We start from the raw sequence: 18672 nt of genomic DNA on the forward strand, positions 1-18672 counted from the left end.
AATCAATAAGCGCCCGCCAGAATCGGTATAGCTGACGGAACGCTTATTCCGTTTATCTATACATTTAAAAATCCTTGTTCCCGGATATTAACCAGCCACATATTGGCAAACTCTGTTTGGTCTTTTTGCTGTCTCCTTAAAAACTTTGTCAGCTTTGAATCTTCGATTATTATGCTGTCCTGGTAGATACCAAGATTGGCCTGCTGGAACATATAGGGAATGACTTTTAATTTGTCAAAGTCGGCCTTAAAATCGCCACGATTATCAATGACCAGAAAACACATTTCCGGGTCTTGCATTAAATCGAAATTTTGTTCGTAGTAGTGGCACAAACTAAATTGACATGCATTACCCCAGGGTGTTTCTATATCCCATCCTATATTTTCCATTGTCAGGGGCATAAAGGGCTCATTAAGGATTTTTAAGTACCCCTCATTTAATCGGTTTAAAAGTTCTCCGAATACTATTGTTGCCTTTCTATTTAAAGATTCCATGTTGTTGTAAACGCTTCTTATCCGGTTGCGTTACCGTTTTATTGATTCATTAATTATTTACTGAGCAGGCTGTAGGCAGCTATTATTTTTTTGCTCATTTCTTCGGCTTCTTGCAAACGGTGTTGATTAAGGTCAGGATGCCACTCGGTAACGAGTGCACGAAATGCTTTTTTAATTTCTGATTTTGTTGCGCCGTGCTTTATACCTAAAATCTGATAGGGCGTTTGTTTTTCATTGCCTATTATGGTTTCGGCTTCCTGTTTGCTGAACCGTTCATTAAATGCGCTACGCCATTTCTTGGAACTGCCATATCCCTGCGATGTGTCATAGGTTTTGTAGCCGTCTAAAAATCCTTTCTTTGCCATGTTTTATTCTTTTATAAGATTAATTTCAAAAGGTTGTTCCTTGCCCGGAATGCCCAGGGCTTGTAAGTGTTTACAATTCTTGGTCTTTTTCCATCCGGGGCAGGAGCAGCCCCAGTGTTTTTTCTTTTTGTTTTGGGCTATGGTATAAAGCCGGTTAGAACTTTCGCTCTGTACCTCAAAACGGAATTGCCATTGATCGTTATCCGGCAGGCTTAAGCCTTTGGATATTCTTATAGTTGGTAGCATAACTTTAGAATTTTGGTCTTTAAAAATTTGATTATTTGAATGATGCGATAGCTTTATAGCGATCTTTGTTCCTAACTATTTCGCTACCATATTTGTCTTTAATTTGATCTAGTGTTTTCTTACTGCCCCGCTTGGCTTTCAAATGCTCGCTTCGGTAATACCATGCTTTTTTTATTGGTGCATAGAATAGTTTAGCATTACCTAATTCTTTTGATACTGGTTTTGTATCACCTGTTACCCATATCCAAAGGCCGACCAATTCAATAATAATTCCGGGCAGGTGGATAATTTGCTCAATGACTTTCCGGTATTCTTCGGAAAAGCGCAATTCCTTTTCTGTTTCTTCTGCACTCATTTTAGCACCTGCAATTATTCGAGCGGTAGCAAAAGCGAATTCAATATTTATTTGCTGCATGACTTCCGTACCGCCGCCCAGATCGGGGTGATTTTCTTTAGCGAGTTTTTTATACAGGGCTTTTACTTCTTCAAGCGTTGTACAATCTTTAAAATATTTCATAGCGTTTTATATTTATGGTGTGTTTTAAAAGGGTAAATCATCGCTGCTTTCTGCCGTGTTCTTATTGGTGTTATCTGTGCTTTTTTCTTCTGCTTTTTTCTGTGCGGAGTGGAAAATGATTTCATTTACTTTTAGGCGCATCACTGGTACAGGCTTGCCATCAATTCCGATATAGCAATCAGCGGAGGGTTCGCCTAACAGTTCCACTACTTGACCCTTTGTGATGTATGGGGCTATCTTTGCTGTACGCCAGTAAGAGCATTGAAAAAATTCGGCTTGTTCGATGCGTTTACCTTCTTTGTTTTTGTAATAGCGGTTTTTAACTACTTTGAAATTGACCACACTGCGACCGTTTTCAAAGGTTTTTACTCGTGCGTCCTGTGTTACTCTTGCTGTTAAGTGTTGCATAACTTTTAGTTTTAGAAAGTGGTGGGTTTAATTTTTAAGTAGTTGGTTTAATTTGGCTTTTACGGCTCTTGCTGTTTCGCCCTTCCAACTTTGCGCATTGGCTAGGAAATAGCGCACAATACTTTTTGCGCTGTCCTGATCATACATCTGATTTATATTGTCCAGTTGTACCATAGTATTCAGGTAAGGAACTGCCCCGAAATAGGGCTTCTTCCAGTCTTTGAGGATAATGTTTGCGACTGCTGAAATTTGATTTGGGATCTCCATAGATTTTATGATTTGTTGTTGATTTTTTTGCTCAACCTTGTTTTTTTGAAAGGCTTTATCCGGTTTTGAGAGGAGGTGCTGTTTCGTTTCTTTTTGATAAGCCTTGGTCGATATGGATTTTTGTGCTGACATTTTTTTTTATCCGTATAATGAGCCGGAGTATGCTGATTTCGTTTCATGTGCAGGGCTGAGAAGGCGGACCCGGGGACAAGGTTTTTGGAAAAAAAATACTATCCGACCGCAGGGAGGTTGGAGATTTATTTTTCAAAACTTGCATGACCTTTTCCCCGGACAGTCCGCTGTAACGACCTTAGCACTTGAAAAACGGAATCAGTCTCCGGTGATTTGCTCGGAGCCAAAATGGGAAGCACGAAAAGGAATGAGAGCAAGGGTTATTAGAATGTAAGGGATTTTTAGTAGTATAATTTTGAGCTGGTAATTCGAGGTCAGGATGGTAATAACCGTTAGGGATAGCAGAGGAAAGCCCACAGCCTGCGAGGACTTGGAACGGATAGCCCGGCCCGTAGGGAACGGCCAAAAGATGGAATAGATATTGTAAATGCGATGGAAAATTGCAAACTTGTATTACCAAATTCACCATTATGAGAAGTCTATTATTAATTTGCCTCATAGGCATTACCCGATGCTGGGGACAACAGCTTACCCAGGATCAAATTGTTAGGGTACCGGTTATTTTTCATATTATTTATTCGGATCGGCACCACTCGGGTGCAGAAGGTGCCAATAAATCTGAAAACCTTACTGACGATATTATTCAAGCTGAGTTGAAAGACCTTACACGGGATTTCATGCTAGCCAATAAAGACACATCGGAAGTACTGGAGGTGTTCAAGAGCAGGATCGGAAATCCAAATGTCGAGTTTTATCTGGCCGATACCCTGTTACAGTCGGGCGGAACGAAAGGAATAATAAGAGTAAAAACTTCCAGAAACAAAAGCAAACTATATAAACGCAGTCCAGTGATTGATCCTGGAAAATACTTAAATGTTTACATAGGAAATATTGGCGGAAGATTTGCTCCAAGCGCTACCACTTGGGCGAATCCAAAAACGGATGCTGTATATCTTGGATTTGATTGGGTAGGACAAGGTTACCGGTTGCTTACGCATGAGGCAGGGCACTGGTTCGGTCTATTACACTTACATGGCAGCGGTGGTGGAAAAGGTGATCGGTATAGCTGTAGCGATGGTGACGGTATAGAGGATACACCACCACAAAGTGAAGCTACGCAACCGAACGGCGATTGTGATAATTGTCCTGCACCATTTGGTAATGCTGTAGATAAATCCTGTAAGCCAGGCCAGCCGTCCAACTATAATAATTTTATGGATTACTCTGGATGCAGAAGAATGTTTACAGTGGGCCAGGTTAAGCGTATGCGTGAAAACATAGCAAAATTCAGGAAGGAATTGATTAAGTTATAGTACGTAATTAATAGTCATTATTAACCAGGAATTATTTTAATTGATTCATTTATATTTGCATATTCGCTATATTTAAGCCTTTAGCATATTAAACTTCGTATCCTATAGATGAATAGTATTAATTGGTCAAATTTTAATTCAACAGATTTTACGTTATTCTGCAATTCATTATTAACTTTTGAATTTGGCAATAATTTTACACCATTTTCTGCACCTGGTAAAGATGGAGGCATTGATGGGAAATATGTTGGTATATATGGAACAGAACAGGGGAGTTGGCGTTTTCAGTATAAGTTTCATCAAGTTGCCCGAAAACAAGCGTATAGTATCCTTAAATCTGAACTTAAGAATGAAATTAAGAATTTGAAGGATGAGGATTATTTTGTTCTACTTACCAATGTTGAGTTGTTACCACAGGAACTTGTCGAGTTAAATCAGTTATATGAAAGTGAAAGTTCAGCAGTATCAAAAAATGCGAAGTTTAAGATTTGGGATGGTGCTAAATTATTTGCGCTGTATGTTCAATATCCTTTACTAGAACTCTGGATTAATGAAGGTTTTCTTACTGCACAATTGCAGCATTATCGTGATTTCTTTAAAAAAGAAATGCAGTCGGAAGAGTTTGAACCACGCTCTTTAAATAACGTGTTTATTGCACGGGAAAAGGACCTTGAAGATTTAAATGACTTCCTCTCTTCGGAATATGTTTTGACCATTATTTCTGGAGAAGCAGGGATAGGAAAAACAAGGCTTGTTGTTGAGTTTTTTGAAAAAAATGTAAGTAATTCGGAGAATTGGGTAGCATTGGTATTAGCGGTAAAAACCATACAGATTGACAAGATACGAAAAGCAATTTCTTCGAAAAAAAATACCGTTATTCTAATAGATGATGCACATAAGCATCACCCGGAAACCATTAGCGATCTAAAGCGGCTTGCAGATTCTTTCAATGGGCGTGTCAAATTGATTTTAACTGTGCGTACGCTACAAGCTTTCGAATCATTGGAACTAATAAAAGAATACGAGCAGGAAGACATTTTGAAGTTCAATCTTAAGACCTTATCAAGAGAAGACACAAAAACGATTTTTGAAAGCTATCTTAAAAATACAGATTATCGTTACTATATAAATGACTTGGTGGTGTTGTCCTATGGCAGACCAATCTTAATCGTGGCTGTTTTAAAGGCAATAAGCGAAGGTGTTTCAATTTCGAAGATTAGAGAAGGTGAGTTTTTAAAAAATTACGTGCTTAATTACTTCTATAACTTTTATACCAGAGTAGCAGATGAAACGAAATTAAGTAAGCTAAAACTAAAAAGGCTATTACAGAATATTGCATTAATTGAGCCCTTCAATTATGATGATAGTAACCATATTTCTAAGTTATCTGAAGTTCATGAGATTGGTATTCCTGAAATAAAGAATTCTTTAAAAACACTCTTGGATTTTTCCTTTGTTTCCGGTCGGTTTGAACATAGTATAAAGCCGGATTATTATAGCGACATCCTTCTTATGGATGTGGATCAGGATGACGCAACTGAATACATCACACAATTTGATATGTTGCTCGATAACATCATCTTTAATCTAAGTAGTGTAGATGAAGTTAATGCTACAGGGATTAATCTTCTTGATGATATCCTTAATAAATATATTTCCAGGCTGTATCCTGATGAAAAAGTTAAAGAGTTAAGTTATAACAGTCAAATAAACTTTTTCCATCGAATTTTCACAACAATTAGGAGAATAGTTTTTGTTCGTCCTCAGATAGCAATGAAAGTGGTAGATATTTACCTCGAGTGTATTAAGAATGAAATACATCCCATAGCTCGCGAATACCGAGAAATGAAAAACGCTACATTCAGAAGCCATAATTCGATTTTTGAGACAATTGTAAGTATACTCAGAGATCTGAATACCATACCAAAATATTATAGCTTCGTTTTAAAGGCCTCTAATAAGTTGTTTAATCTTACCGGTGATAAAGATATTCCATCAATCTATAATTATTCAAAGCAGGATGTAATTAATCAATATAAGCTATCAATGCAAACTTTTTTTATGAACAAATTCATGGAAGAAGTAAATAAAAAGCAGGGGGGAAACTTGTCTTTCTTTCTTGAAGTTGTAACGAGATTTCTCAACCTTGATTTTACAAGTACAGAAAACAGCAACTCATCGACTCATAGTTTGATAATTACAACCTATTACCTGCCAGAAACACCGATGGTAAAAGAGTTACGGTTACAAGTGATTAATACTTTAGTTGGGATCTATCAAAATGAAGAATTTGCTGATTATCGAAAAACTGTTTTAGCACTGCTACTGGATATACCGCGGATGTTATTTGCTACAGAACGTAACAAAACACCGTTTAGACATGACGAAGAGCATGAAGCAGTTTTGAATTTTATAGAAGATAATTCAGAAAAATTCGGGATTGCCGATCAAAAAGAGATTTTTGAAAAATTACATTGGTACATTCAATGGAAAATACCTGCCCAATTTATTCCTCAGATTGAGAGGATTAATAAAATGATGGAACCTAAAAATTTAGCAGAGGATTTAGGGCGGATGTTTAATAACTATGAAAATGGATTAAAAAATTATAGCGAACTCCTCCCGGAATTTGAGATAAAGATTTCGGAAATAATTGAGAATTTTACTGGGGAAGAGGTTGCAAAAGCTATTTATGAATTTTTAGAAGCACAGCTCTACCCACCAATTCACTTTTATGAATTCCTACGCTTGTTAGTTAGTAAATCTTCAGATTATGGGCTGAGTGTACATGATTTTCTATTGAGTAAAGGGATCGAAATCTATCAGCAATATGCAGATACAATTTTGAACGTAATTTATTTCGAAAAGAAAGAAGAGGACAACTATTGGAATAGAATTGAAAAACTAGAATCCTTAAGTAGTGCTGCGGCGGATAATGTTATCTTAAGTATTTATGGAAGAAGGGTTCCAGGTACAGCCTCACTAAGCGAAAGAGATATCCAAACGATTTTGAAAATTTATAATAAAAAAGATCCGGAGAATAATTTTCAATTGGCAAGTGGGTTACAAACTTTAATCACTGCAGACTATCCGGAAGTATATACTGTTATAGCGGAGTACTTAGATAGAACGAGCCAGCGGTCTGCAGAAATGTTTTTTTTATGGTTAAGTGACAATAAGATTGCAACTCCTGAACTCGTGAAAGAACTTGTCACAGGTCACTCTGTGCGTTTTAATATAAGCCATCAGCTAGAAAGAGTTCTAGCAAAGGTTTTGAAAGATTATGGTCCTGATACGATTTTTGAATATTTAGTTTCCAGGTATAATTTTAAATACAAGTTCGTATCGGAAAATCGGACGTTGATGGGATATGAATTTGTTCCAAATGGAGACCGTTCAAGCCTATTTAATGGACAGAATGATGTGAGGGAGACCATGTTTTTTAAAGCATTGGATTGGTACCTTAAACAAGACGCTTCAGAAGGCCAACTATACTATGCTAAAGATATATTTGAATACCTCCAACCTGAAAATTCGGTGTCTGATAGCTTATACGAAAACTACGTTTTAGTTTTGACCAAAAACGCCAATGACTTAAATAGGCTTAAGAGAATTGCAGAGAGTCTTGAAATATTCCATACAAAAAATGAAAAACATGTTGCTTTGGTTTTGAAAGGATATGAATTAATATTGAGACATGATGAATTTGATTCGTCAAATAAGGCTATTAAAGATGCTACTTTTCATTTTTATCGTTGTCTTACTTCCCATGGCGTAAAATCCGGCCCTGCAGGTCAGCCATTTCAAGTGGATCTTGATTTAAAAAGGCTTTTGGAATCAGAGTTAAACAAAATCCCGGAACATCATGAAGGACGCGAACTAATTATTTGGGCACTTGAATCAGTGAATAACGAAATTAATAGATCAGAATCAGATAACGACATATGGTAAAAGCATCATCAAAAAATATAACATTATCAGACTTCAGAACCGAAAGCTATAATTTACTAACGGAAGTTGGCAATAAGATTTCTTCTAATGCTTTGAATCCTTATAATTTTGAAATGCATGATAATTATAAGATAGATTTGCCAGAAATTCAGAAGCGGCTGGATGGAATAGCTCAAAAATTCAGGAAATGCGAGATGAACTATTATTTGCACTTTGACGATATTCATCACAATGTACTTACGGTAGACCAGAGTGATTTGCCAATAAGTAGACAGCGCATTTTTAGCGATGGACCGGCATTAACAAAGCAATTTTTTGATGTTAATGATAAATCTCTTTATGAAGAACTAATTAATGGACAATTCCAAGAATTTATTCTCTTTATTGCGTCAGTAATAGAGAACTTAGTTTATTTGGCTGAAACGCTGATAAGGAAGGTAGTGGTTCACCTCAAAAACAAACAACCTCCTAGCATCATTATGCAGAATTATGTCGCTACGTTAGAAATATTATTAAAGTTACAATATCGTTCCATTGATCCGATCTCAACTTGCTTAAGTAGTTATAAGACATTTTTTGATAAGTACCTTCCAACCATAAATGCGTATAGAAATGCCTATATTCACGGATATAGAGCTAAGCTAATGGCGTTTGGTTCGGAGTATATGCTCGATTCCCCAATGGCACCGATTCAAATAAATACATTGGACGCTAGGGTCGATATTTTTTCTTTGGCAGTGATTAATAATGTTAGAAGTTTAATCACCGATTTTTTCAATGCCATTACACAAACAATAAATACTGCCACCCATGTGCCGGCATAATATCTTCTTTCAGCAATAGTGGTAAAATAAATACGGGCAAAATAAAGAATTATGCAAAAGGAGCTTGGCATTGTGGCCGGTTTCTTTGCGTTTTACAAGTAACTGTAGCCTGAATTGCTTTGTTTGTTTAATTTCGTATTTATTGTCTATTAGGTCACCTTGACAACCATGCTTTAAAACTTTTAATACGATCTTCACTTACCGTAGCGACCGCTTTGTTTTTAGCCTCTTTATCTACGATTAAAGGAGGGGAAAGATCAATCACTACGGTGCCTTCTCTATCGCCATTACTGAAAAAGGAACAAGCTTCAATATTGACGATCACCTGCCTGTTGATACGGAAGAATATTTCCGAGCTGAATTGTGCTTCAATGTCTTTGAGCCCTTCCGATATCGGATAATCATCACCAACAAATGTCCGAAGAAAATTACAGCCGTTGGTACGATAGAAATAGGCTATATCTGTAGCCTTAACCGGTATGCTTTTGGTTGCTGTGTTGACAATATAAATTTCTCGCCATTCTTTTTCTGTAGGCTCGACAACTCTTAAAACCGGTTCGTCCGCAACTGCTATTTCAGGCTCATTAACTACAACTATACGCGCAGGCTCCGTATGTTGTTTGGGATGTTTTGCGGGCCAAAAATGAAAGACAATGTAATAGATAAAATAATACAGGTTTGCCATAAAAATGAACAATAGGATCACGGGAAAATCAGCGGAAAAGTATCCTGTTTCACTAATAGTATAACCATACATGCGAAAGTAAATAGCTGCAAGACCGGCGGCAATCAGGGCAGGAGGGAAGAACCCTAATAGCAGTTGTGCTAAAATTCGACTTTTGGTTTTTTGAAACCAGTCCAGCTTTTTATCAAGGTATCTTGTGATCAACCATAGGTAATAGAGCACGAGAAAAGCAATAATAAAACTCGCTACCAGGGCATTGTAATAATTGAAATGCCGGATTATGGTGCTGATGTCTGCCGAATCTCCATAAACAATGATAAAATGGGCTGCGAATAGAGAAAAGATTATTCTTATAAAAATGTCGTTGTATACGGGTTTGTTATTGTCTATGCTACTGTTTATCATTACTTGCAAATACGGAATTTATATTGGTTGTTACTTGAACTTATATTATAAATATAATAATATTTTTCCTTATATTAGATAGTTTTCTTTCTAATTTTCAACGATATACGTAGATATGGAACAGGTAACTTTTACACCAACTGGAATAGCTTTAAAACAACATGAATTGTATGGCCTTGATGATGCGCTTCTTTTGGAGCAGGTCACGCATTTAAGAAATGATATTGTAGGCTGGTCCCAGCAGAATTTCATTTTAGATGATAGGCAGCTAGATTGGCTGGTACAACAGGATGGTAGTTTCAGGGGACAATTCGCAAAACAGATTGCAGATGGCCTTATCGGCAGGTTTGATTTCAATATTATGTTCATAGGGCCGCCGCAATCATGGAAAAGCAAAAGGATCGCTGCAAGGGAGAACCTGCCGGTCAAGGCTATAGATATTCGAGTGGAATACATTCCCTGAAAAAAAATAGCGGATAACGGCTACTCCTTGCGGGACGTATCATTTTTTTCTTGCATCGTGAGTATATTTTGTTGACATTAGTCCAACCAGTGAATAAACAATGACCAGCAGCGGCAAAGAACTAGAGGAGGAAAAAGCGCTATTAACGAGGCTTAAAGAAGGCAATTATGAAGCTTTTGAGGAGGTCTATGGGCTATACTACCGGCAACTTGCAGGCAATTTGATGAAGCTTCTAAAAAATAGGGATCTGGTTGGAGAAGCGCTTCAGGAGATTTTTATGCGCTTGTGGAATAACCGTGATAATGTAGATCCGGAAAAACCAATAAAAGCATATTTATTCCGCATTGGTGAGAACCTGGTGTATGATGCTTTTCGCAGGGCAGCACGTGATGAAAAAATGAGGGCCTATTTTATGGCTTTTACCACAGAAGCCTATGAACACATCGAAAAGACCTTGTATGAGCAGGAGAATAGAAAAATGCTTTATGAGGCTATCGACCAACTTCCCCCACAACGTAAGAAAGTTTACAGGCTTTGCAAACTTGAAGAAAAAAGTTATAAGGAAATAAGTGAAATGCTCGGTATCTCTACTGCGGCAGTGAATGATCACGTTACCAAAGCAAATGCATTTCTGAAGGAATATTTTTCCTCCCATCCAAGCCTACCTGCTCTTATTACAGCAACAGTAATATTGGGCAACCTTTCTTAAATAATTATCTCTGTACAAAATTTTTAAAAAATTTAAAAAAAATAGCAAACCCAGCTATTGATAATTTTATTCCGGTCGTATTGGCTTTTAAAGGAGATATAAACCGTGGAAGCCAATATTCAAAAACTATTTGAAATATACCTATCTGGTCAGATCAGTAAGGCAGAGCTGCAGCAGCTCCTTGATCGTTTTGATACTAGGGATATGGATGAGGACTTAATGTATCATATACGGCGAGTACTTGAATCTGAGAGCGGGAGAATTGATCAGGATATTGAACTAATAGGCAGGGAGGTGAAAAAGCGGCTTGATGCCGGCCTTAAGCCACCAATCAAAAGCAGACCCATTTGGCAATATCTCGCAGCGGCAGCAGCAATTCTATTGGCTATAAGTATTGCAACAATTTACTTTTTCAATCTTGGAAATACATCCATTCAACCAACAATAAATATTACTCAGCAGCAGATAAAACCAGGTTCTGATAAGGCAATACTTGTTTTATCCGATGGCAGGAGTGTTTCCCTAACGGATAGTTCCAGTGCTGCAATTATAGATATTGGAGGTAAAACCATAGCGCAGGTTAAGGACGGAACGATCAACTACCTTTTAGCGGATCAGGCAGCCAATGCAAAAGAAAACGCTTTTAATACGGTTCTTGTTCCCCAGGGCGGCCAGTATAAAATTACATTGCCTGATGGCAGTAAAGCCTGGCTTAATGCAGGTTCTTCGCTCCGTTATTCCGTTAATTTCGGTTCGGCATCGAGGATACTTGAACTTACCGGAGAAGGCTATTTTGAGGTGGTAAAAAACAAAAAATTACCGTTTACTGTAAAGTCTGGCTCACTCGAAGTTACAGCACTCGGAACACAATTTAATGTAAATACATACAGTAATGAACCCTATGGAGCTGCCACATTGGTGGAAGGCTCCCTGAAAGTTTCGGATATAAGATCACAGAAGACCGTCTTGCTTACACCGGGGGAGCAAGCCTATCAATCTACAGGTGGGCTAAAAATGCGACTAGTTAACACCTTTGAGCTGACGGCCTGGAAGGATGGACTTTTTGTAATTAATAAAGCGAGTTTGGAAGCAGTGATGCGCCAGATTGAAAGATGGTATGATGTAGAGGTAGATGTAAAGCTTCCGGCTGGAGCTGGAACCTTTACCGGGGAACTACCGAAGAATATATCCATTGCTGAATTGCTTCAATCTTTGGAGACTGTTACAGGTATAAAATTAAAACTGGAAGGAAGGAGGATAACAAACAGATAAGAAGAGATGTGTTTAAATATGTTTATGCCTTGGCAAAAAGATAGCCGGAAGTTAGCACCTTCCGGCTGGTGCCAGGGTTAAAAAAAGAGTACCGTTCAAAGCAAACTTAATTTAAAACCTAACAAAAGCAAAAGTATGAATTTAAACATTCATCAAAGAAGAACTATGCACAAAAATAAGTGCATAACGCTCAGAAGCAACCTGGGGGTGCCTGAGAAATACGGCCTGGGGAGCTGGTTCAGATTTACTTTCCTTATCCTGCTATTTACCTTCCTTTACCTGGCCGCATCTGCACAAAAAGTCAGTATTCATGTAACGAACATGCCGTTAAAGGAAGTGCTGCAATCACTCCGTAAGCAAAGTGGTTATGCTTTTATGTTCAAGGATCAGTTAATAGCAAAGGCAAAGCCCGTAAATATTGATGTAAAGGAAAAAGAGATACTGGAAGTACTACCGGTTATTTTCAAGGACCAGCCATTTGGATATAAAATCAATGGTAAAGTAATTACAGTGGTTCCATTAGATCGGCCAAAAACGACCACAAAAAATGAGCTAAGACCTTTAAGAGGGCAGGTAATAGACAGTCTAGGCCAACCGCTCGCCAATGTAACTGTACGGATCAAAAACACCAGTCAGGTAACCAGCTCGGATATGTCCGGCGGTTTTTCCCTACCCGACGTATCAGAAAATGATATCATCACCCTCAGCTTATTGGGGTACCGGGGACAGGAAATAAAAGAACCTGTAAATGGCATGGTCATTACCATGAATGCATTTGAAGGCATGTTATCTGAGGCTGTTGTCAATATTAACACGGGCTACCAAAGTATTCCTAAAGAAAGAGCCACGGGATCTTTTGTGGTTATTGATAGTGCTCTACTCAATAGGCGGGTATCAACAAATATCATAGACCGGTTAGATGGAATAACGAGTGGTCTTTACTTTAACGGTATGGATAGAATGGATATACCGGAAGCTTCACCCGGCGATCGGTTAGGTATTAGTATCAGAGGAGAGAGTTCCCTTCTGAGTGCAAAGGACCCCCTGGTCGTACTTGATAATTTTCCATATGCTGGTGAGATCAAAAATATCAACCCGAACGATATTGAATCTATAACTATTTTAAAGGATGCAGCGGCAGCAAGTATATGGGGGGCCAGGGCTGGAAATGGTGTAATTGTTATTACAACAAAAAAAGGGAAACTTGGAAGCAAGATGAGTTTTACTATAAACAGTAACCTGACCATAACAGGCAAACCTGATCTCTATAATGTAAAAAATTATCTGTCTTCCAATGACTTTATTGATGTTGAGAAATTCTTATTCACAAAAGGGATTTTTAACCAAGACCTCGTAAATACAACAACGTTTACGCCGGTTTCACCTGTCGTTGAAATCCTGGACAAAGAAAAGAGGGGGTTGATAAGCAGTGCTGAGGCCGAACAACTGATAAACTACTACCGAGAACAGGATGTTCGTAAAGACTTTAACAGATATGTTTATCAACCTGGAGTGCGTCAACAGCATTCAATAGGGCTAAGAGGAGGTACCAATAATTTGGCCTATTCTCTATCTGCAGGGTTTGACAAAAATAATGAAGTAGTTAAAAGAAATGGTTTTAACAGGACAACCATAAATTCTTACAACACATACACACCAATAAAAAACCTTGAGATATCCTTTGGTATTAACTATACTAACAGCAATACTTCCTTAAATAATATCAGTAACACTTTGGGTAATGCTTCTTATGGTGTTGGTGGATGGTATGTGGAAATGTTACCATATTCCCGCTTAATCGGCGAAGATGGTACTCCTACTCCTATTCTAAAAGGTTATACTTCTCAATACATAGAAAAACTTAAGGTTTTGGGCTACAAGGATTGGTACTACCGACCAGTTGAAGAGATTAAAAATGCCAATAACAATACAAACATAAATGACATTCTACTCCGGCTGGGAGTAAAATACAAATTTGGAAATGGTTTCGATCTGGACCTTCAATACTCAAATGAGCGGCAACGGTTAAATACGGAAAACATACAGGCTAAGGATTCTTACTATGTCAGAAATCTGGTCAATAGATTTACACGGGTAGATCAGGCCACTGGTAGATTGGTCAATATTTTTCCGGACGGGGCAGTATTTAATAAAAACTCCGCTGATTGGTTAAATAATAATTTCAGGGCACAAATGAACTATCAGAATAAGATTGGCAAGCATTTTATTTCTGGTCTGGCCGGGTTTGAAATCAGAGAATTGAAATCAGATACCTGGAATCAGACTTTATATGGCTATGATGAACAGTTCGGCACCTCTGTAGGAAATTTCAATTATCAACAATACTATCCAACCTTACCGACTGGTTCATCTACGATTCCGGCTCCCAATAATTCGATGGACGGAAATCTTGAAAGGTATATATCTTATTTTGCAAACGCTAGCTATATTTATGATGACAGGTATCAGGCGACATTGAGCGCAAGAAAGGATGGATCAAATATCTTTGGTGTCAATACCAACAAAAAGATTACACCGCTATGGTCAGCAGGTCTGGGATGGACGATTAGTAAAGAACAATTCTATGGTTTAAATCCTATAATCTCTTACTTAAAACTTCGAGCCACTTATGGCTACAATGGTAACTTAAGAAACACCTCTGCTTATTTAAATGGGTACTATTTCAACGATGCAGTAACTGGTTATAATTCCATCAGGATATCTAGCCCTCCAAACCCTGATCTAAGGTGGGAAAAAGTACGCAATATAAATTTGGGACTAGATTTTTCAGCTTTAGACAATAGGATCAATGGAACGATCGAATATTTTAAGAAAGAAGGCAGCGACCTGCTTCAAAATACACCTTTAGCCTCACAGACCGGTTTTATTAATTATATCAGTAATGCTGCAAAAACCAGGACTAATGGACTTGACCTGATCCTGAACTCTAGCAATATCAAAGGGGCATTCAGTTGGAATAGTAATTTGCTGCTTAGTACAATCAGCGATAAACTAATTGCCTATGATCCTAAACCGACCTCATTTTATCTGCAGGCTAATGGTGCACCAACACCCTTAGTGGGGTATCCTTTGTATGGCATCTTCAGTTATAAATGGCTAGGATTAGATCCTGAAAATGGCGACCCTATCGGATGGTTGAACGGAGGTCCAAGCAAAAACTACAATGCAATAATGACCAATATCTCCCCTGATAGTGTAAACTTTCATGGAAGCAGCAGGCCAAAGGTTTTTGGAGGTTTTAGAAATGATTTCGGCTATAAAGGATTCAATCTCTCCATTAATATCGTTTATAAACTTGATTATTATTTCCGAAGGACGAGCACGAGTTTAAATTATACCGACATTTTGGGCATGTACCAGCATGTCGATTATAATGCACGCTGGCAGAATCCGGGAGACGAAAAGATCACCTCCGTTCCATCATTGGTCTATCCCTCAAATTCCCGAAGAAATTCATTTTACCGATACTCCGGTGCATTAGTGGAAAGAGGTGATCACATCAGGTTACAGGATATCCGTTTAGGATATAGCCTGCCAAAGACACTGATAAATAAGATAGGATTTAGAAAGTTCGAAGTTTATGCTTATGCCCAAAATCTCGGTATAATCTGGAGAAAAAACAAGTTGGGGATAGACCCTGATGCCCCTGGTTCGGGTGGAGCTACCATTGTAGATTTAAGAGATCCCGCAAGCTATAGCTTTGGAATAACTGCAGAATTCTAATTTGATTGTTATGAAACTGAATAAATACATCATTTACTGTAGCCTGTCCCTGATCCTAATTGGAATCTCAGGCTGTACTAAACAGGATAAATGGCTAGAGGCCAAAAATCAAAAATCACTAGTTGTGCCTGAAACCTTAGCAGATTTTCAGGCCATACTTGACGATTACAATACTATAATCGAACATAATTCTATCGTCGGATTATTGGGAACTGATAATTACTTCCTGACGCAAAATGCATTTAATACGCTTTCACAAGTACAAAGAAATTTATATACATGGGATAAAGTCGTTTGGGATACGGATAGGTCAGTTGACTGGGAGAACGGTTATAAGATCGTCGAATATGCTAATATCGTTATTGATGGCCTCAGTAAAATGGACAACAAAAATACTTCGGAATATAATTTTGTATTAGGGCAAGCCTATTTTTTAAGAGCAATGGCGTTTTATAACCTGGCGCAAATTTTCTGTAAGCCGTTTGTAAAGGCATCTGCCTCCAATGACCTTGGAATACCACTGCGGACAACTTCGGATGTGAATATGCTATTCGATCGGGCAACGGTTTCTGAAACCTATTTAAGGATTATTAGTGATGCCGAAAAAGCAGCAGGTTTATTACCTGAGCAAATCGTATCTATTAACAGGGCCTCCAAAGTTGCCGCGAATGCATTGCTCAGCAAAATTCACCTGTTAACGGGAGAATTTGAGAAAGCGGCTTCATATGCCGATCAGGTATTGAAGATTAAAAGTGGCTTAATGGATTTTAATAGCAGGCTGGCAGACCTCAATACTACTTATCGCTTTCCTCCATCAGGAAGGGATAACCCCGAAATAATTTTCTATGGTAACGGGTATGGTTATAGTCTTGCTGTACCTGGCCCTGCAGCTCCGGCCTTTGTAGATACCTTGCTCATGGATACTTATGCACAGGGCGATTTGCGAAAAAGCTTCTTTTATATTACAGATCAGGCAACTGGATACAAAAGGTTCTGTGGTACCTATTCAGGTACAGGAAGTCTGTTTTCAGGTATAGCAGTCAATGAAATTTTATTGATCCGCGCTGAATGCAGAAGCAGGTTAGGAAATATCCCTGGCGCATTAGCTGATTTAAATCTTCTTCTGAAAAACAGAATTTCCGGTGAATCGTTTACACCCGTCACATCCAGCGAAGATATTCTGAAAACAATATTGTTGGAACGTCGAAAAGAATTACCCTTTACGTCAAATATCAGATGGGAAGATTTGCGTAGGTTAAACCAGGATAATACAACATCCATCACTATTTCAAGGAGATTGGGAGATATGCGATATGATCTATTGCCTAATGATCCAAAATTTGTGTTACCGATACCGAACAATGAGATACAGTTGAGCGGTTTAGTTCAAAACCCCAGATAAGTAAACGATGAAAAATCTAATAATAACACTTTGCCTTGCTCTTTTTTTTACTAGCGGACTTCATGGGCAAACGCAATTGCAAAACCCTATGGGTTATATTAATTTGACGATTGATTATAAGGGCCCCGTCAGTGATACGATAATGGTAGTCATGCAAAATGTACTTTACCCTGGTCTGGATAATCTTCATCATCGCAATATAAAAGCGGATCGTTCATCAGGTCAACGATTCTTTTTTCAAATACCTGTAGAGGATAGTTCCGGTTATTTATCTATAGCAAAATTACTTCCCGAAAAAATAAGGAAAGCATATGATTTAAAAGGAATACTTACGGATTATTTATGGGAGATCGGCGATGATGTATCTGTAGAGATCTCCTTCCCCTATTTGGAAAGACCAGAATGGGCAGAATTTACCTTTAACGGAAAAGGTAGCGAAAAATATAAAGCAAGGAAAGAGGTTCTTGGTTTGATGGTAAAGGATCTTCCTTACATTAATTATAAAGATTCAACCTTCCATAAAGGTGAGCCGGAAGCGATAAATAAAGTTTTAGATATCTTAGATAGCTATGCGCCTTTTATGTCACACAAAAGTTTTTATATATTGAAAGCAGATAATTTTTACGAGAGGAATGTAGGGAAGGCTATTAGTATTATTAATAATTCGACAAAAGGAACGTACAAACGCAAGAAACTTATCCATGATTTTGATTCAGTTTTTTACAATATTGAGGTTTCAGATTCAGATAAACAATATTATAAGCATTCCATTAACTTTCCATCAAGCTATTTAAGTACACTTTTCTCGCAAACTATAGTGCATTTTGGAACTAGACGGCCAAGTAAGGTTTTTAATAAAATTATGAAAGAAACCGACCAGGACCTACGAGAAAAATTGTTAGTTATGTTCTTTTTTGAAAATTTTGGCGACGACTCAACTGCAATTCAATTTAAACAAGCTCTAAAAATTGTAACCACAAAAAAGTATTTGGATGCTTTAAAGGAATTAAGTTATAAGTATGAACCTTTCGCTCTAGGTGATTACATTTTTGAAGATACAGAAGGAAAAGCTGTTAACTTAAGTTCGTATAAAGGAAAAGTCGTGCTAATTGATCTCTGGTTTACCGGATGCGGAGGTTGCGGTTATTTTTATGAGCACACAGTTTCCAAGATAGAAGAAGACTTTAAGGATAATCAAAACTTCAAGGTAATTTCTATAGGGGTTGATAAAAGAAAGGAGACATGGAATAAGGGTATTGGTTCAGGTGTGTATACTTCTGCTGAAGGTGCAATTAATTTACATGTAGGTAAACTTGGCGTCCGGCATCCATTCATTCAGGATTTTAATATTCCGGGAATGCCCTGTGCAATTCTTATAAACAAGCGAGGCCATATTGAACTATTCAATACAACCTCGCTATATTCTGTAGCAACTTTAAAAACTGAAATCAACAGATTACTACTCGAACCTTAAT

Annotated in this window: 16 protein-coding genes; 9 read left to right on the top strand and 7 right to left on the bottom strand. The window is 37.8% G+C overall.

From position 1 onward, the window contains the following. Nucleotides 1-56 precede the first annotated feature (56 nt). From DFQ12_RS20820 to DFQ12_RS28305, 6 genes are read right to left on the bottom strand one after another with little or no spacing between them, the layout of a single operon-like run. On the bottom strand, nt 57-494 hold the full coding sequence (locus DFQ12_RS20820; RefSeq protein ID WP_120260962.1) for a DUF6908 domain-containing protein: 438 nt from the start codon (nt 492-494) through the stop codon (nt 57-59). 53 nt (nt 495-547) lie between these two features. Next, entirely contained in the window at nt 548-859 is a 312-nt protein-coding gene (locus DFQ12_RS20825) for a J domain-containing protein (RefSeq protein WP_120260963.1), read from the bottom strand. Between the two features lie 3 nt (nt 860-862). After that, nucleotides 863-1105, bottom strand: coding sequence for a hypothetical protein (locus tag DFQ12_RS20830; protein ID WP_120260964.1), 243 nt, complete (start codon nt 1103-1105; stop codon nt 863-865). 31 nt (nt 1106-1136) lie between these two features. Next, complete coding sequence (locus tag DFQ12_RS20835; protein WP_120260965.1) at nt 1137-1622, bottom strand: J domain-containing protein; 486 nt, start codon at nt 1620-1622, stop codon at nt 1137-1139. A 24-nt stretch (nt 1623-1646) separates the two neighbouring features. Next, nucleotides 1647-2030, bottom strand: a complete 384-nt coding sequence (locus tag DFQ12_RS20840; RefSeq protein WP_120260966.1) for a single-stranded DNA-binding protein — start codon at nt 2028-2030, stop codon at nt 1647-1649. Nucleotides 2031-2057: 27 nt separating this feature from the next. Beyond that, a complete protein-coding gene (locus DFQ12_RS28305) occupies nt 2058-2429 on the bottom strand; it encodes a hypothetical protein (protein ID WP_208642592.1) in 372 nt (123 codons plus the stop codon). Nucleotides 2430-2899: 470 nt separating this feature from the next. On the opposite strand from DFQ12_RS28305, the gene DFQ12_RS20850 reads away from it, so the two are divergent. From DFQ12_RS20850 to DFQ12_RS20860, 3 genes are all read left to right on the top strand, one after another. Further along, on the top strand, nt 2900-3742 hold the full coding sequence (locus DFQ12_RS20850) for a M43 family zinc metalloprotease (protein ID WP_120260967.1): 843 nt from the start codon (nt 2900-2902) through the stop codon (nt 3740-3742). A 108-nt stretch (nt 3743-3850) separates the two neighbouring features. After that, nucleotides 3851-7693, top strand: coding sequence for an ATP-binding protein (locus tag DFQ12_RS20855; RefSeq protein WP_120260968.1), 3843 nt, complete (start codon nt 3851-3853; stop codon nt 7691-7693). Continuing rightward, nucleotides 7687-8517: a hypothetical protein gene (locus DFQ12_RS20860; protein WP_120260969.1), complete on the top strand. Its 831-nt coding sequence runs from the start codon at nt 7687-7689 to the stop codon at nt 8515-8517. Before DFQ12_RS20855 ends, DFQ12_RS20860 begins: the two co-directional genes overlap by 7 nt. 154 nt (nt 8518-8671) lie before the next feature. Here the strand turns inward: DFQ12_RS20860 and DFQ12_RS20865 are convergent, their stop codons facing one another. Then, a complete protein-coding gene (locus DFQ12_RS20865; protein ID WP_120260970.1) occupies nt 8672-9607 on the bottom strand; it encodes a LytTR family DNA-binding domain-containing protein in 936 nt (311 codons plus the stop codon). 115 nt (nt 9608-9722) lie between these two features. Here DFQ12_RS20865 and DFQ12_RS20870 point away from each other — a divergent pair, with 115 nt between their 5' ends. The 6 genes from DFQ12_RS20870 (at nt 9723) to DFQ12_RS20895 (ending at nt 18671) form a co-directional block, all read left to right on the top strand. Then, a complete protein-coding gene (locus DFQ12_RS20870; RefSeq protein WP_120260971.1) occupies nt 9723-10070 on the top strand; it encodes a hypothetical protein in 348 nt (115 codons plus the stop codon). A gap of 100 nt (nt 10071-10170) precedes the next feature. Continuing rightward, nucleotides 10171-10779 (top strand): RNA polymerase sigma factor, encoded by a 609-nt coding sequence (locus tag DFQ12_RS20875; RefSeq protein WP_120260972.1) that lies wholly within the window; start codon nt 10171-10173, stop codon nt 10777-10779. 105 nt (nt 10780-10884) lie between these two features. Further along, the gene (locus tag DFQ12_RS20880) at nt 10885-12051 is read left to right on the top strand and encodes a FecR family protein (RefSeq protein ID WP_120260973.1); all 1167 of its coding nucleotides are present in this window, start codon (nt 10885-10887) and stop codon (nt 12049-12051) included. Between the two features lie 135 nt (nt 12052-12186). After that, on the top strand, nt 12187-15795 hold the full coding sequence (locus DFQ12_RS20885; RefSeq protein WP_244211808.1) for a SusC/RagA family TonB-linked outer membrane protein: 3609 nt from the start codon (nt 12187-12189) through the stop codon (nt 15793-15795). 10 nt (nt 15796-15805) lie between these two features. Further along, nucleotides 15806-17197, top strand: a complete 1392-nt coding sequence (locus tag DFQ12_RS20890; protein WP_120260974.1) for a RagB/SusD family nutrient uptake outer membrane protein — start codon at nt 15806-15808, stop codon at nt 17195-17197. Between the two features lie 7 nt (nt 17198-17204). After that, complete coding sequence (locus DFQ12_RS20895; RefSeq protein WP_120260975.1) at nt 17205-18671, top strand: TlpA family protein disulfide reductase; 1467 nt, start codon at nt 17205-17207, stop codon at nt 18669-18671. Nucleotide 18672 lies beyond the last annotated feature (1 nt).

This window comes from Sphingobacterium detergens (assembly GCF_003610355.1).
Taxonomy (GTDB): Bacteria; Bacteroidota; Bacteroidia; order Sphingobacteriales; family Sphingobacteriaceae; genus Sphingobacterium; species Sphingobacterium detergens.